This is a genomic window from Azospirillum terrae (assembly GCF_053470425.1).
On record NZ_JBPXMR010000005.1, the window covers coordinates 302,607 to 322,550 of the forward strand.

The following is a 19,944-nucleotide window of genomic DNA, read 5'->3' on the forward strand; positions in this document are numbered from 1 at the left end:
CGTTGCGAAGCCATGGATCCCCGCCTGCGCGGGGATGACGGTGTGAGAGAGTTCAGGCCGTCGTGAAATCCGAGCCGAACCAATTCCCCCATAAAAAACGCGGCCCCGCTCCCGCGAGGCCGCGTTTTGCATGGCGGCGGGAGGGCCGCAGCCCTCCCGCACAGTCCTTACTTCACGTTCGCCTTCGCCATCGCCCCCAACCGGAGACGCAGGGCGTTCAGCTTGATGAAGCCTTCTGCGTCCTTCTGGTTGTAGACGCTGTCTTCCTCGAAGGTCACGTAGTCCAGGCGGTACAGCGAGTTCGGCGACTGGCGGCCGACCACCGAGACGCTGCCCTTGAACAGCTTCAGCCGCACCGTGCCGTTCACCACCTCCTGCGTCTGGTCGATCAGCGCCTGGAGCGCCAGACGCTCCGGGCTCCACCAGTAGCCGCAGTAGATCAGCTCGGCGTAGCGCGGCATCAGCTCGTCCTTGAGGTGCGCGGCACCCCGGTCCAGCGTGATGCTCTCGATGCCGCGGTGCGCCGCCAGCAGGATGGTGCCGCCGGGCGTCTCGTAGACGCCGCGCGACTTCATGCCGACGTAGCGGTTCTCCACCAGATCCAGGCGGCCGATGCCGTTCTCGCCGCCCAGGCGGTTCAGCTCGGTCAGCAGGTTCATCGGCGACAGCGCCTTGCCGTTGATCGCCACCGCGTCGCCGCGCTTGAACTCGACTTCGATATAAGTGGGCGTGTTCGGCGCGTTCTCCGGGGAGACCGAGCGGGTGTACATGTCCTCGTCGGCCTCGACCCACGGGTTCTCCAGCGCCTTGCCCTCGTACGAGATGTGCAGGAGGTTGGCGTCGGTGGAATACGGGGCCTCGCCGCGCTTGTCCTTGGCGATGGGGATCTGGTTCTTCTCGGCGTAGTCGATCAGCGTGGTGCGGCTGTTCAGGTTCCACTCGCGCCACGGCGCGATGATCTTGATGTCCGGGCGCAGCGCGTAATAGCCCAGCTCGAAGCGGACCTGATCGTTGCCCTTGCCGGTGGCGCCGTGGGCGACCGCGTCGGCGCCGACCATGTTGGCGATCTCGATCTGGCGCTTGGCGATCAGCGGCCGGGCGATCGAGGTGCCGAGCAGGTACACCCCCTCGTACACCGTGTTGGCGCGGAACATCGGGAAGACGAAGTCGCGCACGAACTCTTCACGCAGGTCGTCGATGAAGATGTTCTCGGGCTTGATGCCGAGCAACTCGGCCTTCTTGCGCGCGGGCTCCAGCTCCTCGCCCTGGCCGAGGTCGGCGGTGAAGGTCACCACCTCGCAGCGGTAGGTCTCCTGCAGCCACTTCAGGATCACCGAGGTGTCCAGGCCGCCGGAATAGGCGAGCACGACTTTCTTGATCTCTTTGCCGGGCGCAACGGTCATGGGAAGGCTCATGCGGAAGGGAAGGAATAACGCTGCCGGACAGTAGCCCCGCCGCCCGCGCGAATCAATCGGTGTCCTGGGATGGTCCCGGGACGGCATTGGCTCCGTCCACGAACGGCCAGCGCGCATAGGCGAACGCCCAGACGGCCAGCACGTTGACGTACGGGATCAGCAGCAGCAGCACCCACAACGGGCTGCGCCCGGCCTTCGCCAACACCCAGCCGCCGAGCACGATGGCATAGACCAGCACCACCGAGATGAGGCTCAGGCCGATCCACGGCGACAGCCCGAAGACGCTTTCGATGCTCATGCCGACCTCCTGGCCTTGGGCGCCGGGCGCGGCGCGCGCGCGGGCAGCGCCGGCCATTTGCGGTGACCCAGCACCATCAGCACCAGCAGCGGCCCCAGCATGGGCACGAACAGCAGCAGCGCCCAGCGCGGATCGAGCCCGGTGCGGCGGAAGATCCGCCACAGCGGCCAGACGATGAGCAGGTTGAACAGGATCATCCCGAAGGCGGGATGGTGGATGAGGTCCTGCATGGCGGCCCTCCCGGTGCGCTTGATCGGAATGGCGGGTCAAACGGCCGGAGCATGAATGCTTCATGATCGGCCGGCCGTATGCCCCTTCAGCTCAATGCTACGCATTGAGCTGTCGGGTTTAAACCGAAGGCGCTTGATGGAAGACATCAAGCGCCTTCGGTCTTACATGCCCCGCGCCGGCCTCGCTTGTCGAGAACGAAGTTGGGGCGGCTGCGCGCCGGCCGTGCATCGCCATCCGCCGTAATGCTACGATGGGCCGGACTACCCCCGCCCGCATGCCCCCGCGCCACCATCGTGACCGCCCCTTCCGAGTCCCCGCCCTCCCCCACCGCCGCGAATGCAACCGCCGCAAATGCCCTGGGCGAACCGCCGGGCACGACCGTCTTCACCCGCTTCCGCAGGGGCCTGCTGGGCTTGATTCTGCTGGTGGCCGGCGGGCTGGCGGCGGTCACCGTCACCGAGATCCTGCGCGACCGCGAGCGCGCGGAGCAGGACGCGACCCGTCAGGCGCAGAACCTCGTCAAGACGCTGGAGTTGCACGCCCAGGGCATCTTCCGCACCGCCGATCTGGCCGCCGCCGCGGTGGCCGAGGCGCTGACCCAGCGGGCCGGCGCCACGCCGCTGGGCGACGAGGAGCTGAAACGCCTGTTGGACCGGCTGCTGACGGCCAGCGGCGCCTTCCGCACGCTGGCGGTGGCCAACGCCGATGGCTGGGTGCGGATGGACGCGCTCGGACAGGCCAACGGCCTGAGGGTTGCCGACCGCGAATATTTCAGAGCACACCAGGGAGCCGAAGACCGCGGCAGCTTCATCTCCGCTCCGCTGCTCAGCCGGGCCAACCGCGGCTGGGTCATGGTGATCAGCCGGCGCGTCGGCGATTCCCAGGGCAATTTCGGCGGCGTGGTGTGGGCGACCATCGACCTGGAGCGGATCGAGCGTTTCTACGCCTCGCTGGACGTCGGGCCGCAGGGCAGCGTCACGCTGTGGACGCCGGACGGCTACAGGCTGGCCCGCCACCCCCGCGAAGCCGACACGTCGGCCACGCCGGCGCAACTGGCCGCCGCCATCCGCGAGCAGCGCAAGGACCAGCGCGAGGGCACGCTGACCGGCCGCTCGGTCGTCGACGGGACCCCACGGATCGTCGCCTTCCGCGCGGTGGAGGGGCTGCCGCTCTACGTCTCGGTACGAATGGCGGAGCCGGACTATCTCGCCGGCTGGCGCGCCACCACCAGCCAGCAGCTCATGGAACTGACCGGCGAGATGGTGGTGATCGCGCTGCTGACCGTGCTGCTGCTGCGCTATCTCACGCGCCTGGAGGCCACGGCGCGGGCGTTGCGGGACAGCGAGCGGCGGGCGCGGGCGATCTTCGACAGCTCGTTCCAGTACATGGCGCTGCTGGAACCGGACGGCCGGATGCTGGCGATCAACCGGGCCGGTCTGGAATTCGGCAACCGCCGCTTTGGCGACGCGGAAGCGGCCGGCGCCATCGGCTGCCCGGCCTGGAAGATGCGCGCGTGGCGGCGCCGGCCCGAGTCGGCCGAGCGCATGCGCGCGGCGGTGGAGCGGGCGGCGGCCGGCACCCTGGTCCGCTTCGAGGCCGACCTGGACGGCACCGGCGGCCCGCACACGGTGGACTGCTCGGTCAAGCCGGTGCGCGACTGCAGCGGACGCGTCGTCCTGCTGGTCGCCGAGGCGCGCGACATCACCGAGCGCAAGCGCATCGAGGACAGCCTGCGGGAGAGCGAGGCGCGGCTGCGCTCCTACCTCGACGCCGCCATGGAGGGGATCGTCGTCACCGATGGCGGCGGGCGTTACGTGGACGCCAACCCGGCGGCCTGCCAGATGCTGGGCTACACGCGCGACGAGCTGCTGTCGCGGGGCGTGCCGGACGTGGTGTCGGACACCGACCGGCTGACCGGCCGGTTTCCCGAGTGCTACGCCACGCTGCTGCTCACCGGCGAATTTCGCGGCGAGGCGGCCCTGCGGCGCAAGGACGGCGAAGTCCTTCTGGTCGAGATCAACGCCGTGCGCCTCGGCCCCGACCGCAACCTGGGCGTCATCCGCGACGTGACCGAGCGTCGCCACGCCGAGGAGGCGCTGCGCACCAGCACGGCGCGCCTGGGGGCGCTGATCGAAGCGCTGCCGGACATTTCCTTCATCATGGACGCCGCCGGCCGCTACCGCGAGATACTGGCCCCACGCGCCGACCTGATGGTGGCCCCGGCCGACGCGGTGATCGACCGCCACATCGGCGAGGTGCTGCCGCCCGACATCGCTGCGCGGATGACCGACGCGATCACCCGGACGCTGCGCGGTGACGGACCGCAGACTATGGAATACCCGCTGATAGTGCCCGCCGGCCGGCGCTGGTTCGAGGCGCGCACCACGGCGCTGCCGGCCGATTTCGCCCCGACGCCCATGGTGCTGGTGCTGGCCCGCGACGTCACCGAACGGGTGGAGGCGGCCGAGCGGCTGGCCCAGGCCAAGGAGCAGGCGGAAAGCGCCAACCGCATCAAGAGCAACTTCCTCGCCACCATGAGCCACGAACTGCGCACGCCCTTGAACGCCATCATCGGCTTCTCGGAGATCATGGTGCATCAGGTGTTCGGGCCGATCGGCAGCGCGCGCTACGCCGAATACGCCCACCATATCCAGCAAAGCGGCATGCACCTCCTGGACCTGATCAACGACGTGCTGGACATGTCGAAGCTGGAAGCCGGGCGCTACATCATCGAGGAGCGCGAGATCAAGCTGGAGGAACTGCTGGACTCCTGCCTGACGGTCAGCGCGCTGCCGGCGGAATCCAACGGCGTGACGCTGGAGCGGGCGGCCCTTGCGACGCTGCCGCGCCTGCGCGCCGACGAGCGCGCGGTGCGTCAGGTGGTGTTGAACCTGCTGTCGAACGCGGTGAAGTTCACCCCGGCCGGCGGCCGCGTCACGCTGTCGGCGGGCTTGGCGGCGGATGGGGCGCTGGAGATCGTGGTGGCCGACACCGGCATCGGCATCGACCCGGCGGCGCTCCAGACCATCGCCAAGCCGTTCCAGCAGGCCGACAACACCATCAGCCGCCGCTTCGGCGGGACGGGGCTGGGCTTGGCGATCAGCTGCAACTTGATGGAACTGCACGGCGGCACGCTGAGCATCGCCAGCACCGTCGGCCGCGGCACCACCGTCACCGTCCGCTTCCCCAGGGAGAGGGTGGCGGGTGGTCAGCCCCTTGAAGCGGCGAGCGGCCCAGCCTAACCTTTCCCTGGAACGGTCGGAGGCACGGCATGGGACGGCAACTGCTGATCCGGGACCTGGAAGAGACGGTGGTCGACCGTTTGGAAACGCGCGCGCAGTCGGCGGGACTGTCGCTGGAGCAGGAGGTCCGCCGCATCCTGACGGAAGCGGCCATGCCTGAGCCTGACGATTTTCAGGCTGTATCGGCGGCGTGGCGAGCCCGTTTCACGCCGCTGCCGAACTTCGACGTCGTCGAGGCGGTCCGGGAGGATCGTGACCGGTGAGGCTCGTGGTGGACGCAAGCGTTGCGGTGCTTTGGTTTCTCGGCGAGCCATTGAGCGACCGCGCGGCCGAACTGCCCAAACATCACGACTTGTCGGCGCCCGACTTCATGGCCGTCGAGTTGGCGAATGTCTTATGGAAGCGCTTGCAACGGGACCCCAATGCGCGCCCCGGGGACACCGGTGTGTTCGCCGCCATCCGACAGGTTCCCGTGCGGTGGTCGGCGACAATGCCGTTGATAGCAACGGCTGGCCACATTGCCGCAGAATTGCGGCACCCCGTGTACGATTGCCTCTACCTTGCCGTTGCAGAGGCGCAGGATGCCACCGTGGTTACGCTGGACCAGAGATTCCTGAAGACGGCGACCGGCACACGGTTCGAGAGCCGCATGGTGCATCTCTCACAGTTGGCGTGACGCCTCACCCCGCCAGTTCGGCGTCCTTCTCCTCGATCACCTTCTGGATCGCCGCGCGATCCGCAGCGCTCAGCCGCAACGAGTCGCTCTTCAGCTGGCCACAGGCGGCCATGATGTCCTCGCCGCGCGGAGTGCGGACCGGGCTGGCGTAGCCGGCGTTGTTGACGATGTCGCCGAACACCTGGATCGCCCGGTCGGTCGAGCGCTCGTACGGCGCGCCCGGCCACGGGTTGAACGGGATCAGGTTGATCTTCGCCGGAATGCCCCGCAGCAAATTGACCAGCGCGCGCGCGTCGGCCGGGCTGTCGTTCAGGCCCTTCAGCATCACGTACTCGAAGGTGATGCGCCGCGCGTTGTTGACGCCGGGGTAGTTCCGGCAGGCGTCGATCAGCTGCTTCAGCGGGTATTTGCGGTTGATCGGCATGATGATGTCGCGCAGTTCGTCGGTGACGGCGTGCAGGCTGACCGCGAGGTTGACGTTCAGCTCCTCGCCGCAGCGCTTCATCATCGGCACCACGCCCGAGGTGGACAGCGTGATGCGCCGCTTGGAGATCGAGATGCCGTCGCCGTCCATGACGATCTTCAGCGCCTTGGCGACGTTCTCGTAATTGAACAGCGGCTCGCCCATGCCCATCATGACGACGTTGGAGATCATCCGCCCGTCGGGCGGCGCCGGCCATTCCTCCAGCGCGTCGCGCGCCAGCATGATCTGCGCGACGATCTCCGCCGCATCCAGGTTGCGCACAAGGCGCTGGGTGCCGGTGTGGCAGAAGCGGCAGGTCAGCGTGCAGCCGACCTGGGAGGAGACGCACAGCGTGCCGCGGTCCTCCTCGGGGATGTGGACGCTCTCCACCTCCTGGCCGTCGGGCATGCGCAGCAGCCATTTGCGGGTGCCGTCCGTGGACTTCAGGTCGCGCACCACGGTCGGGCGCAGCACCGCGTAGGCCTCGGCCAGCTTCTCGCGCACCGGCTTGGCGAGCGTGCTCATCACCGCGAAGTCGGTGGCGCCGCGGTGGTAGATCCAGTGCCAGAGCTGACGGGCGCGGAACTTCTCCAGGCCGAAGCCGAGCATCTCGGCCTCCAGCTCTTCACGGGAGAGGCCGACGAGGTTCTTGCGCCCGTCCGCATCAGCGTGCGGAAGGGGGCTCAGGGCAGCGGTGCTGATGGCGTTCATGGCCGATTTACATAGGCCCTGACGCCATCAGAGTCAAAGTGGCGCAGGAGAAAAAGGGCCGCGACGGCGGCCCCGCGGCCTCATGGCCGCGAAGGCAAGGGGCCGGATGGCCCCGCCCGCCGTCTGAGGGAAAAGAAAAACCTCTTACTTCTTCACACCGCACGCCACGTTGATGGCGTTGTACGCCTCGGTCACGCCGTCCAGGCTGTAGGTGTCGGTGGTCCTGGTGCCGCGGCCCGAGACACCCTTCATCACCATGGGCTTGCCCTTGGCGTCCTTCATGGCGGCGACCAGCGCCTTGTCGGTGTCGGCGTCGCGCGCCCAGGCGGTTTCGCCGTCGGTGAACAGCTTGATCGTCTTGCCGCCCAGTTCCACCACCGACTCGCTCTCCTTCTTGAAGGAGTAGCCGGCGATGAAGCTCACCACGTCGAAGCTCTTCTCGCCCGGACGGTGGGTGACCAGCACGTAGATGTCGCCGCGCTTGGCGCCGGCCGGCTCCTTCTTCTTGGGCTGGCTGGACATGTAGCAGACCTTGTGCCCGCCCTCGTCGAAGGCGAACGCGCTCCAGTCCTTGAACGAGCCAAGGACCTTTGGCTCGTCCGCCAGAGCGCCATGGGGGGCGCCGAAGGAGGTGAAAGCGGTGAGCGCCAGGGCCGCGACGGCGGCGCCACGAACGGTGCGGAAGGGCAACATCGTTGTGCGACTGCGAAATGGTTTCGGGTGAGGCGGACACTATCCGAATTCGGCCTCGGTTTGAAGAGGCTCCCGGCGATTTGCCGAAGACGCCGCACCCAATGGACAAGCTCGTGATCCGACGGACGGTGTCCTGCGTACAAAGCGTTCATGCAACATGCCCCTCGGCACATCTTCTCATCCTTTTTTCCGTGTCCGGGACGGCACGAGCGGCTTGTGCGCGCGCCCGCCTTCGCCTTCAATGCAGACATGCAGGAACCTTCTCCTCCGGCCGCGGCGGACATGTCGCCCGACGATCTGCTGCTCGCGGTGGGTCGCGCGCGCGACCGGGCGGCGTTCGCCGCGCTGTTCGGCCACTTCGCCCCGCGGCTCAAGGCCTATCTGCGCCGCCTGGGGTCCGACGCCCAGGCGGCTGAGGAATTGGTGCAGGAGGTGATGCTGTTGGTCTGGCGCCGTGCCGAGACCTTCGACCCCGCCCAGGCTTCGGCCAGCACCTGGGTGTTCACCATCGCCCGCAACCGGCGCATCGACGCGCTGCGGCGCGAGCAGCGGCCGGAGATCGACCCCGACGACCCCGCGCTGGTCCCCGACCCGGTCGAGCCGGCCGACCGCGCACTGGAGGTGGCCCAAGCCAACAGCCGCTTGCAGGCGGCGCTGAAGGAACTGCCGGCGGAACAGGCCGATCTGCTGCGACTCGCCTACTTCGAGGACAAGCCGCACAGCGCCATCGCGGCCGAGCGCGGGCTTCCCCTCGGCACGGTGAAGTCCAGATTGCGTCTGGCCCTGGACCGCCTGCGCAAGGCCCTGAGAGACCCGTCATGAGCCTTCCCACCCATCACCCCGGCGACGCGTTGCTGATGGACTACGCCGGCGGCGGCCTGGGCGAGGCCGGCGGGCTGGTCGTCGCCACGCATCTGGCGCTGTGCCCCGGCTGCCGCCACGCGGTGAACGAGCTGGAAGCGGTCGGCGGCGCGCTGCTCGACGGGTTGGAGCCCGACACGCTCTCCCCCGGCGCGCTGGACGCGCTGCTCACTCGCCTCGACGAACCGGACGAGCCGGCGCCGCCCCACCGGATGCCCCCGCCGCCCGGCGCGCTGGTGCTGCCGGAACCGCTGCGCAGCTATGTCGGCTGCGATCTGTCGCAGGTGCGCTGGCGGATGATGGCGCCGGGCTTCCAGTGCAGCGACATCCGCCTGAGCCGCGGCGAGCGGGCACGGCTGGTGCGCATGAAGGGCGGCGCCTCGGTGCCGCAGCACAGCCACGACGGGCTGGAGTTGGCCATCGTCCTGCACGGCGGCTTCAGCGACTCCCTCGGGCACTTCGTGCGCGGCGACGTGGCTGTCGGCGACGGCTCCATCGACCACAAGCCGGTGGCCGACCCGGAAGGCTGCGTCTGCCTGTCGGTGACGCTCGGCCGGCTGCGCCTGACCGGCGCGATCGGGCGATTCCTCAACCCCTTCCTGCGGCTGTGACCCGGTGAGCTTCTTCAACATCGTCCGCGGCGCCTGCGCCCGCATCGCCGGGCAGGCCCTGTACGTGCGCGTCGAGGCCGACCGGATCGAGACGTACGCCCGTACGCTTGCCCCTTCCTTCGCCAGCACGCCACTGACGCTCGACCCCGACATGCACTACGTCGAGCCGGAGCGCGACCCGGAGGGCACGGCGGCCTTCGTGCTGACGCTGGATTCGGTGAATTTCGGCTCCGGCTGGTTCCCGGACATCTTCGGCCCGACGGCGTCGGGCTACGCGGCGACCGCCGGCCGGCTGAGCGGACATATCCGCCAGCACGGCGCGCTGTCGGCGGAGCGGCTGGCGGCGCTCGACACCGATAGCGTGCTGGCGCTGTTCGGCCTCGACCCGGCGAACCCCGCGGCGGTCGAGCTGGCCGGGCTGTACGCGTCGGCGCTGGGCGACCTCGGCCATTTTGTGGGGGAGACGTACGGCGGCCGATTCCTCGATCTGGTGGCGGCAGCGGAAGGATCGGCTGAACGGTTGGCCACCATCCTCTGGCGCATGCCGCTGTTCGAGGACTCGCCCTTCTACAAGCGCGCGCAGATCGCGGCGGCGGATCTGGTCTTGGCGGGCGTGGCGGGGTTCACTGACCTCGCCCGCCTGACCGCCTTCGCCGACAATCTGCTGCCGCACGTGCTGCGCCACGACGAGATCCTGACCGTCGCGCCGGAACTGGCGGAGCGCATCGACCGCGGGGAGTTCATCCCCGCCGGCAGCCGCGAGGAAACCGAACTGCGCGCGGCCTCCGTGCACGCGGTGGAACTGCTGTCGGCGGCGCTCGGCGTGCCGGCGGTGCTGGTCGACCGCGTGCTCTGGCACCGCGGCCAACAGCCCGAATACCGCGCCAAGCCGCGCCACCGGACCAAGACGGCGTTTTATTAATCCACCGGGATCTCGCCGCGCCCCAGCGTCGCCGCCCGCCGCCGCCGTTCCGCCCGGCTGCGGATCTTCTGGTTGCCGCGCTTGTGCGTGGACGGCCCCTCGGTCGGGCCGCCGGTGCGCACCGGGCGCTCGGCGAAGCGGCCCAGGCTGATCATCCGGTCGTACATCACCAGCGCCCCGGCGACGCCGACGTTCACGCAGAACTTCATCGGGATCTTGATGATGAAGTCGCAACGCTCCTGCAAGTCCGGCGACAGGCTGCCGCGCTCCGGGCCGAGCACGTAGGCGGCGCGCAGCGGGTGGCGGAAGCTCGGCAGTTCGATGGCGTCGTCGGTCAGCTCGACGCCGACCAGCATGCAGTCGCGCGGCAGCTTCAGGTCGGCCAGCCCGTCGTAGATGTAGAACGGCAGATGCTCCGGCGCGCCGGAGGTATCGACGTACTTCATCTCGCGGATGTCCGGCGCCGGCTCGATGGCGAAGAAGAACGACGCGCCGAAGGCGTGCGCCGAGCGGATCAGGTTGCCGACGTTGCCCGGCTTGCTGATGTTCTCGACGCCGATGGCGAAGTAGCCGCGGGCGGTGCTTGCGGGGTCCATGATTCTGCCAACGCTGAAGGCCGAAATTCCGGGCGGCACCTTGCACCGGACCGTGCGCGGAGGCAAGTTCTCGCCCATGACCCACGATAAACACGACGGCTGCTGCGGCGGCCACGACCATGACCATACCCCCGCCCAGGGCAGCGCCGACCTCTCCGGCCCGGCCGAGGCGCCGGTCGCCGTGGAGGTGACGCGCGGCGGCATGGTCGAATCCCGGCACCGCGCCCACGCCGTCATCGTCGATGCCGGCGGCCGGGTGCTGGCGCGCTGGGGCGACATCGACGCGCCGATCTACGCGCGCTCCGCCATCAAGGCGTTGCAGGCGATCCCGCTGATCGAGACCGGCGCCTTCGACGCCTTCGGCCTGGGCGAGGAGGAACTGGCGCTCGCCTGCTCCTCGCACCACGGCGAGCCGGTGCACACAGACCTGGCGGCGCGCTGGCTGGACCGCATCGGCTGCACCGTGGACGACTACGAGTGCGGCGCCCACCTGCCCAGCGACGAGGCGACCGCGCACGCCCTGCTCCGCCGCGGCGAGCCGGCTACGGCGCTGCACAACAACTGCTCGGGCAAGCACGCCGGCTTCCTGACAACGGCGCGGCACAAGGGCGAGCCGCTGAAGGGCTATGTGCGCTACCAGCACCCGGTGCAGCAGCGCATCCTGGGCGTGCTGGAGCAGATGACCGCGCAGGATCTGTCGCGCGCGCCGTGGGGGATCGACGGCTGCGCGATCCCGACCATCGGCATTCCGCTGGGGGCGCTGGCCTACGCCATGGCGCGCGTCGCCGACCCGCAGGACCTGCCCGACCGCCGGGCCGAGGCGGTGACGCGCATCCGCGCCGCCTGGGCCAAGCACCCCTACCTGATCTCCGGCCGCACCGGCTTCGACACGCGGATGATGCAGGCGGCGGAAGGCGCCGTGCTGGTCAAGGGCGGTGCCGAGGGGGTGGGCTGCGCCGTGATCCCCGGCCAAGGCATCGGCATCGCGCTGAAGATCGAAGACGGCGCCCACCGGGCTCGCGAGATCGCCCAGGCGGCGCTGATCCGCGCCACCAACGCGCTGACCGACGCGCAGTGGGCCGGGGCGGAAACGCTGCTGGCCGAGCCGGTCACCAACCGCAACGGGGCGCATGTCGGTGAGGTGCGGCCGGCCGCGGGGTGGCCTCAGGCGTGAGAGGTCTGTAGGGTCGGTCCACCGATCCACCCGGCCTCCCGAGCCCCCCCCCCGAGAGCATCGACCGATGAGCATCGACGACCTGCGCGCCCAGTACGAGGCCTATCCCTACCCGGCGCGCGACCCGGCGGACGAGAAAAAGCGCCTGATCACCGGCTCGCCCAGCCATCTGGACGAGGTGAACCACTTCGTGTTCGGCGGCCGGCTGGACTTTGCCAAGCCGCTCGACGTGCTGGTGGCCGGCGGCGGCACCGGCGACGGGACAATCATGATCGCCCAGCAGATGGCCGCCGCCGGCAATCCGGGCAGCGTCACGTATCTCGACCTGTCCGACGCGTCCCGCGCCGTCGCCGAGGCGCGCGCCAAGGCGCGGGGGCTGACCAACGTGCGCTTCCTGCGCGGCTCGCTGCTGGAACTGGAGGGGCTGGGACGGTTCGACTACATCGACTGCTGCGGCGTTCTGCACCACCTCGACAGCCCGCCGGCCGGGCTCGCCTCGCTGGAGCGCGCGCTGAAGCCCGGCGGCGGCGTGGGCATCATGGTCTACGCGCCGCTCGGGCGCACCGGCGTCTACCCGCTTCAGGCGGCGTTGCGCAGCATGACCGCCGGCCTGACCCCACCGGAGCAGGTGGCGCTGGCGCGCCGGCTGATCGGCCAGCTTCCCGACACCAACTGGCTGAAGCGCAACCCGTTCCTCAGCGACCACCAGACCTCCGACGCCAATCTGTACGATCTGCTGCTGCACTCCTGCGACCGGCCCTACACGGTACCGGAGTTGGCCGAGCTGGCGGGAACGGCCGGCCTCACGGTGGCGGCCCTGATCGAGCCGGCGCGCTACCAGCCCGCCACCTGGGTCAAGGACCCGCGCGTGCTGAAGCGGCTGGACACCCTGTCCTGGCTGGAGCGCGCCGCCTGGGCCGAGCAGATCTGCGGCAGCATGACCAAGCACATCGCCTACCTCGTGCGCCCCGACACGCTGGACGGCGCGGTGGCGCGGCCGGACGGGCCGGAGGTGGTGCCGGTGCTGCGCGACCTGGACGGCCCGACGATGGCGAAGGGGATGCCGCCCGGCGGCGTGCTGGAGGCGGAACTGGCGGGCGCCACGGTGCCGCTGCCGCTGCCGCGGCTGGCCGGGCCGATGCTGGCGCGCATCGACGGCCGGATGTCGCTGGGAGACCTGCACAAAGCCGTGGCCGAGGCCACCGGCGGCACCTTGGCGTGGGAGACGTTCAAGGCGCAGTTCGACCAGCTCTTCGCTGCGCTGAACGGCATCGGCAAGATGCTTCTGCGGCGGCCTCCCGCCTGACCCAAAATAAAAACCGCCGCCGGGTGGGGCCCGGCGGCGGAAAGTCAGGAAGGAGGAAACACACCAGAAGCAGGCTTAGTGGATGGTCTCGCCGTGCAGGGCGAGGTCGAGACCGTCGCGCTCGATGTCCTCGTCGACACGCAGGCCGATCACCACGTCGATGACCTTCAGCAGGACGAAGGTGACGATGGCGCACCAGCCCACGGTCCAGCCGATGCCCTGAAGCTGGATCAGCACCGCCGAACCGTTGCCCTCGAGCAGGCCCAGCGTGGTGGTCGGATCGGTCTTCAGGACCGAGGCGAACGCACCCTCGACGTTGGCGACCGACATCTTGGCGAACACACCGGTCAGCAGGGCGCCGATGAAGCCGCCGACACCGTGCACGCCGAAGGCGTCCAGCGCGTCGTCATAGCCCATCATGCGCTTCAGGCTGGTGGCCGACCAGAAGCAGACCACGCCGGCAACCACGCCGATGACCAGGGCGCCCGAGCCGTCCACGAAGCCCGAAGCCGGGGTGATGGCGACCAGACCGGCAACCGCACCCGAGATGATGCCGAGGACCGACGGCTTGCCCTTGGCGATCCACTCCGCGAACACCCAGGCCAGGGCGGCGCCGCCGGTGGCGATCTGCGTGACCATCATGGCGAGGCCGGCGCGAGGCCCCGCGGTCAGCGCCGAGCCGGCGTTGAAGCCGAACCAGCCCACCCACAGCAGCGAGGCGCCGATCAGCGACAGCACCAGGTTGTGCGGCATGAAGTTCTCGTTCGGATAGCCCTTGCGCTTGCCGATCACCAGCGCGGCGACCAGACCGGCCACGCCCGCGTTGATGTGCACCACCGTGCCGCCGGCGAAGTCGAGCACGCCCAGGCTGAACAGGAAGCCGTTCGGCTGCCAGACCCAGTGGGCGATCGGGGCGTATACCACCAGCGACCACAGGCCCATGAACAGCAGCATGGCCGAGAACTTCATGCGGTCCGCGAACGCACCGGCGATCAGCGCCGGGGTGATGATCGCGAACGTCATCTGGAACATGAAGAACACCGGCTCGGGGATGGTGTTCGTGACCGCGGCCTCCAGGCCCTCGCCGATGACGAAGGGCTTGACGAAGTCCATGCCGTGCAACAGCAGGCGATCGAGACCGCCGATGTAGGTGCTGCCGTTGGTGAAGGCCAGGCTGTAGCCGATGACGAACCACAGGACGGTGATCAGCGCGGTGATGGCGAAGCTCTGCATCACCGTGGCGAGCACGTTCATCTTGCGGACCATGCCGCCGTAGAACAGCGCCAGGCCGGGGATGGTCATCAGCAGGACCAGCGCGGTCGAGGTCAGCATCCAGGCGGTGTCGCCGTTGTTGACCGTCGGGGCAGCCGCGGGAACGGCGGCCGCCGCGGCAGCCGCTGCTGCGGCAGCAGCCGCTGCGGCCGCGGCCGCGTCCTGCGCAAGGGCTTCGCCAGGCAGACCGGCCAAGCCCAGAGTCACCGCCATGATCGGTGCAGCGAGAAGTGTCAGACGGCTCATCGAGGCTCCTCTCTCTTACAAATCGCTCCGCCCCGGTCGATCCCTTCGGTGCGTCGGGCGGGGCTAAGCTCGCCCCTCCAATTACAAGTTCCGTGCCAATCGCAAACACGGCGGATTCACTCGACTCTGCACAAACGGTCGGCACGCCGCGGCCCTGGCAGATCCACCCTTTCCGCCCATCTCTGCACAAACATTGAGCATCTTTGGTGCAGCACGGAGGCCTTGCCACGCTTGGGGATTCCGCGCCGAAGGGAGTAGGCGGTGCGGCCATGCGCGGCGGTGCCGGCCGGCGCACCGGATGACTGCTGCTTTTTTGTGCAGCAATCTGCACGCAGGCGGCCCCGGCGCATGCCTGGGTGCGTCCTTGGCGCCTATGGCCGGGCGGGCGAATTTGTGTCACGGTCACGCTCAGGCTGACCGGCGCGGCCAGACAAGAAGACCAACGAACCAAAAAAGGACCCCTGCCCATGTCCGACAAGCGGGATCTGCGTCTGGCGCCGCGGCGCGCGCTGGCTCTGGTGCTGGCCGGCGGACGCGGCAGCCGCCTCAAGCAGCTCACCGACCGGCGGGCCAAGCCGGCCGTCTATTTCGGCGGCAAGTTCCGCATCATCGACTTCGCGCTGTCCAACTGCATCAACTCGGGCTTCCGCCGCATCGGCGTGATGACGCAGTACAAGTCGCACAGCCTCTTGCGCCATTTGCAGCGCGGCTGGGGCTTCCTGCGCGGCGAGATGAACGAGTTCGTCGACCTGCTGCCCGCCCAGCAGCGCATCGACGAGACCAGCTGGTATCAGGGTACCGCCGACGCCGTGTACCAGAACCTCGACATCATCCGCGCGCACGGGCCGGAGCACATCCTGATCCTGGCCGGCGACCACATCTACAAGATGGACTACGGCGCGCTGCTGCTCGACCACATCGCCAGGAAGGCCGACCTGACGGTCGCCTGCATCGACGTGCCGCGCCACGAGGCCACCGGCTTCGGCGTCATGCACATCGACGACGAGCAGCGCGTCATCGACTTCGTCGAGAAGCCCGCCGACCCGCCCTGCATCCCCGGCAAGCCGGACCGCGCGCTGGCCAGCATGGGCGTCTACGTCTTCAACGCCGAGTTCCTGTACGAGCAGTTGGAGCGCGACTTCCACGAGCCCGGCTCGACCCGCGACTTCGGTAAGGACATCATCCCGCATCTGGTGCCGCGGGCGCGGGTGATGGCGCACGATTTCGCCGAGTCCTGCATCGCCGGCGTGCCGGGCGAGCCGCCGTACTGGCGCGACGTCGGCACCATCGACGCGTACTGGGAGGCCAACATCGACCTCACCCGCGTCACCCCGTCGCTGAACATGTACGACCGCACCTGGCCGATCTTCACCTATCAGGAGCAGTTGCCGCCGGCCAAGTTCGTCTTCGACGACGAGGACCGCCGCGGCATGGCGGTGGACAGCGTGGTGTCGGGCGGCTGCATCATCTCCGGTTCGGTGGTGCGGCAGTCGCTGCTGTTCTCCTCGGTCCGGGTGAACTCCTATTCCGAACTGAACGAGTGCGTGGTGCTGCCGGAGTGCGACATCGGCCGGCATTGCCGGTTGACCAAGGTCGTCATAGACCATGGCGTCGAGATCCCCGAGGGGCTCGTCGTCGGCGAGGACGCGGAGCTGGACGCCCAGCGCTTCTTCCGGTCCGAGGGCGGCGTCTGCCTCATCACCCGCGACATGATCGACCGTTTGAAGGCCTGAAGCGCATGCGCGTCCTCTTCGTCACGCCGGAATGTTACCCGCTGGTCAAGACCGGCGGGCTCGCCGACGTCAGCGCCGCCCTGCCCCACGCGCTGACGAAGATCGGCGTGGATGTGCGGCTTCTGCTGCCCGGCTACCCGGCGGTGCTGGAGGGGCTGGCCAACATGCACGAGGTCGGCGACCTGATCACCGACCTGCCGGGCACCGAGCGCGCCCGCCTCGTGCTGGGGCGCATGCCCGACGGCACGATGGCCTACGCGCTCGACGCCCCGGCGCTGTTCGCCCGGCCCGGCAACCCGTACCTGGGGCCGGACGGCAAGGACTGGCCGGACAACGCCGAGCGCTTCGCGGCGCTGTCCTGGGCGGCGTGCGGCTTCGCCGCGCACCAGTCCTACGATCCCTGGTGGCGGCCGGACGTGCTGCACGGGCACGACTGGCAGACCGGGCTGATGCCGGCCTATCTGCGCCTGCGCCCCGACCGCTTCGCCGGCCCGTTCCGGCCGGGCACGGTGATGACCATCCACAACATCGCCTACCAGGGCCAGTTCAGCCCGCACCTGCTGGGCGCCATCGGCCTGCCGGCCTCGGCCTACAGCATGGACGGCGTCGAGTATTACGGCGGCATCGGCTATCTGAAGGCCGGCTGCCAGCACGCCGACCGCCTGACCACGGTCAGCCACACCTACGCGCACGAGATCCAGACCGACGAGCAGGGCATGGGCCTGCAAGGCCTTCTGTCGCACCGCACCGACGTGCTGAGCGGCATCGTCAACGGCGTCGATTACGACGTCTGGGACCCGGAGACCGACCCACACATCCCCGCCCGCTACAGCGCCGACAACCCGTCCGGCAAGGCGGTGTGCAAGACCGAGCTGCAAATCGCCTTCGGCCTGGAGCGCACGCCCGACCGTCCCATCGCCGGCATCATCAGCCGCCTGACCTGGCACAAGGGCCTGGACATGGTGCTGGAGAACGCCGCGTCGTGGGTGGCGGCGGGCGGCCAGTTCGTCGTGCTGGGCACCGGCGAGCCGTGGATGGAGGCGGGTTTCCGCCACCTCGCCGACTTCTACCCCGGCAGCGTCGGCGTGCGCATCGGCTATGACGAGGCGCTGTCGCACCGCATCCAGGCCGGCAGCGACCTGCTGCTGGTGCCCTCGCGCTCCGAGCCCTGCGGGCTGACGCAGATGTACGCCATGAAGTACGGCACGCTGCCGCTGGTCCGCCGCACCGGCGGCCTCGCCGACACGGTGATCGACGCCACCCCCGCGGCGCTGAACGACGGTGCGGCGACGGGCTTCGCGTTCATGAATGCCACCGCACAGGAGTTGGGCTTCGCGTTGCGGCGCGCCATGGGGATTTTCCGCAAGCCCGAGCGCTGGCAGGCCATGCAGCACCGCGCCATGACCCGCGACTTCGGCTGGGAACGCCCGGCGCGGGAGTATCTGGAGCTTTACGAGGGGATTGGGGCTTAATTCCCTCTCCCGCCCCGGGAGAGGGAGGGACCCGCTCGAAGAGCGGGAGGGTGAGGGTGCGCGCAAGGATTCTTGACTTTACCCTCACCCGGCCGCTACGCGGCCACCCTCTCCCGGGACGGGAGAGGGTTGAGACCCACACCATCGTTGCTTCCCCACCCCGTACGCCCTATGTTCCGGGCGCAAATTCAGCGCTTCCGGGTTCCGATGACCGATCTCTCGCACATCCGCAATTTCTCCATCATCGCGCACATCGACCACGGCAAGTCGACGCTTGCCGACCGGTTGATCCAGCTCTGCGGCGGCCTGGACGCGCGCGAGATGCGCGAGCAGGTGCTCGACAGCATGGACATCGAGCGCGAGCGCGGCATCACCATCAAGGCGCAGACCGTCCGCCTGCTCTACAAGGCCAAGGACGGCATCCAGTACACGCTGAACCTGATGGACACGCCCGGCCACGTCGACTTCGCCTACGAGGTCAGCCGGTCGCTGGCGGCGTGCGAGGGCTCGATCCTGGTGGTGGACGCCTCCCAGGGCGTCGAGGCGCAGACGCTGGCCAACGTCTATCAGGCCATCGACAACAACCACGAGATCATCCCCGTCCTCAACAAGATCGACCTGCCGGCGGCCGAGCCCGACCGCATCAAGCAGCAGATCGAGGACGTCATCGGCCTGGACGCCACCGACGCGGTGGAGATCTCCGCCAAGTCCGGCCTCAACGTCGATGCGGTGCTGGAGGCGGTGGTCACCCGCCTGCCGCCGCCCAAGGGCAACGCCGACAGCGAGCTGAAGGCGCTGCTGGTGGATTCCTGGTACGACCCGTACCTGGGCGTGGTCATCCTGGTGCGCGTGGTGGACGGCCGCCTGAAGGTCAACCAGAAGGTCCGCTTCATGGCCGCCGGCAGCTCGCACGAGGTCGAGCGCGTCGGCGTGTTCACGCCCAAGGCGCTGCTGACCGGCGAACTGGGCCCCGGCGAGATGGGCTTCATCACCGCCGCCATCAAGGACATCACGCAGACCAAGGTCGGCGACACCATCACCGAGGAGCGCCGCCCCGCCGCGGCCCCGCTGGCCGGCTTCAAGCCGTCCATCCCCGTGGTGTGGTGCGGCCTGTTCCCGGTGGACGCCGCCGACTTCGAGCGCCTGCGCGACTCACTCGGCAAGCTGAAGCTCAACGACGCCAGCTTCCATTACGAGGCGGAGACCTCGGCGGCGCTGGGCTTCGGCTTCCGCTGCGGCTTTCTGGGCCTGCTGCATCTGGAGATCATCCAGGAGCGCCTGGAGCGCGAGTTCAACCTGGACCTGATCACCACCGCGCCCTCGGTGGTCTACAAGCTGACCATGACCAACGGCAGCGTGATCGATCTGCACAACCCGGCCGACATGCCCGACGTGATGAAGATCGATCACATCGAGGAGCCGTGGATCAAGGCCACCATCATGTTGCCCGACGAATACCTGGGCGGCGTCCTCCAGCTGTGCACCGAGCGGCGCGGCGTGCAGATCGAGCTGACCTACGCCGGTGCGCGCGCCATGCTGGTCTACCGGCTGCCGCTGAACGAGGTGGTGTTCGACTTCTACGACCGCCTGAAGTCGATCAGCCGCGGCTACGCCAGCTTCGACTACCAGATGGACGGCTACGAGGAAGGCGACCTCGTCAAGATGTCGATCCTGGTGAACGCCGAGGTGGTGGACGCGCTGTCGATGATCGTGCACCGCGGCCAGTCGGAGCGCCGCGGCCGCATGCTGTGCGAGCGCCTGAAGGACCTGATCCCGCGCCAACTCTTCAAGATCGCCGTGCAGGCGGCCATCGGCGGCAAGATCATCGCCCGCGAGAGCATCAGCGCCATGCGCAAGGACGTGACCGCCAAGTGCTACGGCGGCGACATCAGCCGCAAGCGCAAGCTGCTGGACAAGCAGAAGGAAGGCAAGAAGCGCATGCGCCAGTTCGGGCAGGTCGAGATCCCGCAGAGCGCGTTCATCGCTGCGCTGAAGATGGGGGATGAGTAGGGGGTGCTTCCC

General features: G+C 68.9%; 18 protein-coding genes. 11 read left to right on the top strand and 7 right to left on the bottom strand.

Annotated features, from left to right (window positions below; all coding sequences use genetic code 11):
* Window positions 1-167 precede the first annotated feature (167 nt).
* From ACSVDD_RS16070 to ACSVDD_RS16080, 3 genes are all read right to left on the bottom strand, one after another.
* Window positions 168-1,403 carry an argininosuccinate synthase gene (locus tag ACSVDD_RS16070; RefSeq protein ID WP_448190377.1) on the bottom strand — a complete coding sequence of 412 codons (1,236 nt, stop codon included), beginning with the start codon at window positions 1,401-1,403 and terminating at the stop codon, window positions 168-170.
* 64 nt (window positions 1,404-1,467) lie between these two features.
* The gene (locus tag ACSVDD_RS16075; RefSeq protein ID WP_448190378.1) at window positions 1,468-1,713 is read right to left on the bottom strand and encodes a hypothetical protein; all 246 of its coding nucleotides are present in this window, start codon (window positions 1,711-1,713) and stop codon (window positions 1,468-1,470) included.
* A complete protein-coding gene (locus ACSVDD_RS16080) occupies window positions 1,710-1,943 on the bottom strand; it encodes a hypothetical protein (protein WP_448190379.1) in 234 nt (77 codons plus the stop codon). The genes ACSVDD_RS16075 and ACSVDD_RS16080 overlap by 4 nt, the downstream gene beginning before the upstream one ends.
* Before the next feature lie 294 nt (window positions 1,944-2,237).
* Here ACSVDD_RS16080 and ACSVDD_RS16085 point away from each other — a divergent pair, with 294 nt between their 5' ends.
* The 3 genes from ACSVDD_RS16085 to ACSVDD_RS16095 are packed head-to-tail and all read left to right on the top strand — an operon-like array spanning window position 2,238 to window position 5,862.
* Complete coding sequence (locus ACSVDD_RS16085; protein ID WP_448190380.1) at window positions 2,238-5,186, top strand: PAS domain S-box protein; 2,949 nt, start codon at window positions 2,238-2,240, stop codon at window positions 5,184-5,186.
* A gap of 29 nt (window positions 5,187-5,215) precedes the next feature.
* The gene (locus tag ACSVDD_RS16090; protein ID WP_448190381.1) at window positions 5,216-5,449 is read left to right on the top strand and encodes a FitA-like ribbon-helix-helix domain-containing protein; all 234 of its coding nucleotides are present in this window, start codon (window positions 5,216-5,218) and stop codon (window positions 5,447-5,449) included.
* A complete protein-coding gene (locus tag ACSVDD_RS16095) occupies window positions 5,446-5,862 on the top strand; it encodes a type II toxin-antitoxin system VapC family toxin (RefSeq protein ID WP_448190382.1) in 417 nt (138 codons plus the stop codon). Before ACSVDD_RS16090 ends, ACSVDD_RS16095 begins: the two co-directional genes overlap by 4 nt.
* 4 nt (window positions 5,863-5,866) lie before the next feature.
* Here the strand turns inward: ACSVDD_RS16095 and rlmN are convergent, their stop codons facing one another.
* Together rlmN and ACSVDD_RS16105 are read right to left on the bottom strand one after the other, a co-directional pair.
* A complete protein-coding gene (gene rlmN, locus ACSVDD_RS16100; RefSeq protein WP_448190383.1) occupies window positions 5,867-7,036 on the bottom strand; it encodes a dual-specificity RNA methyltransferase RlmN in 1,170 nt (389 codons plus the stop codon).
* A 144-nt stretch (window positions 7,037-7,180) separates the two neighbouring features.
* Complete coding sequence (locus ACSVDD_RS16105; RefSeq protein ID WP_448190384.1) at window positions 7,181-7,729, bottom strand: invasion associated locus B family protein; 549 nt, start codon at window positions 7,727-7,729, stop codon at window positions 7,181-7,183.
* A gap of 282 nt (window positions 7,730-8,011) precedes the next feature.
* On the opposite strand from ACSVDD_RS16105, the gene ACSVDD_RS16110 reads away from it, so the two are divergent.
* Genes ACSVDD_RS16110 through ACSVDD_RS16120 form a run of 3 tightly spaced genes read left to right on the top strand, consistent with a single transcriptional unit; the run spans window position 8,012 to window position 10,123 of the window.
* The gene (locus ACSVDD_RS16110) at window positions 8,012-8,551 is read left to right on the top strand and encodes a sigma-70 family RNA polymerase sigma factor (protein WP_448190385.1); all 540 of its coding nucleotides are present in this window, start codon (window positions 8,012-8,014) and stop codon (window positions 8,549-8,551) included.
* A complete protein-coding gene (locus ACSVDD_RS16115; protein WP_448190386.1) occupies window positions 8,548-9,201 on the top strand; it encodes a ChrR family anti-sigma-E factor in 654 nt (217 codons plus the stop codon). Before ACSVDD_RS16110 ends, ACSVDD_RS16115 begins: the two co-directional genes overlap by 4 nt.
* Window positions 9,202-9,205: 4 nt before the next feature.
* Window positions 9,206-10,123 carry a queuosine salvage family protein gene (locus ACSVDD_RS16120; protein ID WP_448190387.1) on the top strand — a complete coding sequence of 306 codons (918 nt, stop codon included), beginning with the start codon at window positions 9,206-9,208 and terminating at the stop codon, window positions 10,121-10,123.
* Here ACSVDD_RS16120 and ACSVDD_RS16125 read toward each other — a convergent pair.
* Window positions 10,120-10,719, bottom strand: coding sequence for an RNA methyltransferase (locus tag ACSVDD_RS16125; protein WP_448190388.1), 600 nt, complete (start codon window positions 10,717-10,719; stop codon window positions 10,120-10,122). The two genes, ACSVDD_RS16120 and ACSVDD_RS16125, sit on opposite strands and share 4 nt — an antisense overlap.
* Window positions 10,720-10,795: 76 nt before the next feature.
* Between ACSVDD_RS16125 and ACSVDD_RS16130 the strand changes: the two genes are divergently transcribed.
* Together ACSVDD_RS16130 and ACSVDD_RS16135 are read left to right on the top strand one after the other, a co-directional pair.
* Window positions 10,796-11,893, top strand: coding sequence for an asparaginase (locus tag ACSVDD_RS16130; RefSeq protein WP_448190389.1), 1,098 nt, complete (start codon window positions 10,796-10,798; stop codon window positions 11,891-11,893).
* Window positions 11,894-11,960: 67 nt separating this feature from the next.
* Complete coding sequence (locus tag ACSVDD_RS16135) at window positions 11,961-13,199, top strand: class I SAM-dependent methyltransferase (RefSeq protein ID WP_448190390.1); 1,239 nt, start codon at window positions 11,961-11,963, stop codon at window positions 13,197-13,199.
* 75 nt (window positions 13,200-13,274) lie between these two features.
* Here the strand turns inward: ACSVDD_RS16135 and ACSVDD_RS16140 are convergent, their stop codons facing one another.
* Window positions 13,275-14,717: an ammonium transporter gene (locus tag ACSVDD_RS16140; RefSeq protein WP_448190391.1), complete on the bottom strand. Its 1,443-nt coding sequence runs from the start codon at window positions 14,715-14,717 to the stop codon at window positions 13,275-13,277.
* Window positions 14,718-15,184: 467 nt separating this feature from the next.
* Between ACSVDD_RS16140 and glgC the strand changes: the two genes are divergently transcribed.
* The 3 genes from glgC to lepA all read left to right on the top strand — a co-directional run bounded on the left by glgC (window position 15,185) and on the right by lepA (window position 19,932).
* Window positions 15,185-16,450 carry a glucose-1-phosphate adenylyltransferase gene (gene glgC, locus ACSVDD_RS16145; protein ID WP_448190392.1) on the top strand — a complete coding sequence of 422 codons (1,266 nt, stop codon included), beginning with the start codon at window positions 15,185-15,187 and terminating at the stop codon, window positions 16,448-16,450.
* A 5-nt stretch (window positions 16,451-16,455) separates the two neighbouring features.
* Complete coding sequence (glgA, locus tag ACSVDD_RS16150) at window positions 16,456-17,922, top strand: glycogen synthase GlgA (RefSeq protein ID WP_448190393.1); 1,467 nt, start codon at window positions 16,456-16,458, stop codon at window positions 17,920-17,922.
* A gap of 207 nt (window positions 17,923-18,129) precedes the next feature.
* Window positions 18,130-19,932 (top strand): translation elongation factor 4, encoded by a 1,803-nt coding sequence (gene lepA, locus ACSVDD_RS16155; RefSeq protein ID WP_448190394.1) that lies wholly within the window; start codon window positions 18,130-18,132, stop codon window positions 19,930-19,932.
* Window positions 19,933-19,944 lie beyond the last annotated feature (12 nt).

Excerpts from the sequence above, each read along its gene's own strand:
- ACSVDD_RS16140 (WP_448190391.1), bottom strand. The coding sequence starts at position 14,717 with ATGAGCCGTCTGACACTTCTCGCTGCACCGATCATGGCGGTGACTCTG.
- ACSVDD_RS16135 (WP_448190390.1), top strand. The coding sequence starts at position 11,961 with ATGAGCATCGACGACCTGCGCGCCCAGTACGAGGCCTATCCCTACCCG.
- glgA (WP_448190393.1), top strand. The coding sequence starts at position 16,456 with ATGCGCGTCCTCTTCGTCACGCCGGAATGTTACCCGCTGGTCAAGACC.
- glgC (WP_448190392.1), top strand. The coding sequence starts at position 15,185 with ATGTCCGACAAGCGGGATCTGCGTCTGGCGCCGCGGCGCGCGCTGGCT.
- rlmN (WP_448190383.1), bottom strand. The coding sequence starts at position 7,036 with ATGAACGCCATCAGCACCGCTGCCCTGAGCCCCCTTCCGCACGCTGAT.
- ACSVDD_RS16105 (WP_448190384.1), bottom strand. The coding sequence starts at position 7,729 with ATGTTGCCCTTCCGCACCGTTCGTGGCGCCGCCGTCGCGGCCCTGGCG.
- lepA (WP_448190394.1), top strand. The coding sequence starts at position 18,130 with ATGACCGATCTCTCGCACATCCGCAATTTCTCCATCATCGCGCACATC.
- ACSVDD_RS16125 (WP_448190388.1), bottom strand. The coding sequence starts at position 10,719 with ATGGACCCCGCAAGCACCGCCCGCGGCTACTTCGCCATCGGCGTCGAG.
- ACSVDD_RS16075 (WP_448190378.1), bottom strand. The coding sequence starts at position 1,713 with ATGAGCATCGAAAGCGTCTTCGGGCTGTCGCCGTGGATCGGCCTGAGC.
- ACSVDD_RS16070 (WP_448190377.1), bottom strand. The coding sequence starts at position 1,403 with ATGACCGTTGCGCCCGGCAAAGAGATCAAGAAAGTCGTGCTCGCCTAT.
- ACSVDD_RS16130 (WP_448190389.1), top strand. The coding sequence starts at position 10,796 with ATGACCCACGATAAACACGACGGCTGCTGCGGCGGCCACGACCATGAC.
- ACSVDD_RS16115 (WP_448190386.1), top strand. The coding sequence starts at position 8,548 with ATGAGCCTTCCCACCCATCACCCCGGCGACGCGTTGCTGATGGACTAC.
- ACSVDD_RS16110 (WP_448190385.1), top strand. The coding sequence starts at position 8,012 with ATGTCGCCCGACGATCTGCTGCTCGCGGTGGGTCGCGCGCGCGACCGG.
- ACSVDD_RS16080 (WP_448190379.1), bottom strand. The coding sequence starts at position 1,943 with ATGCAGGACCTCATCCACCATCCCGCCTTCGGGATGATCCTGTTCAAC.
- ACSVDD_RS16090 (WP_448190381.1), top strand. The coding sequence starts at position 5,216 with ATGGGACGGCAACTGCTGATCCGGGACCTGGAAGAGACGGTGGTCGAC.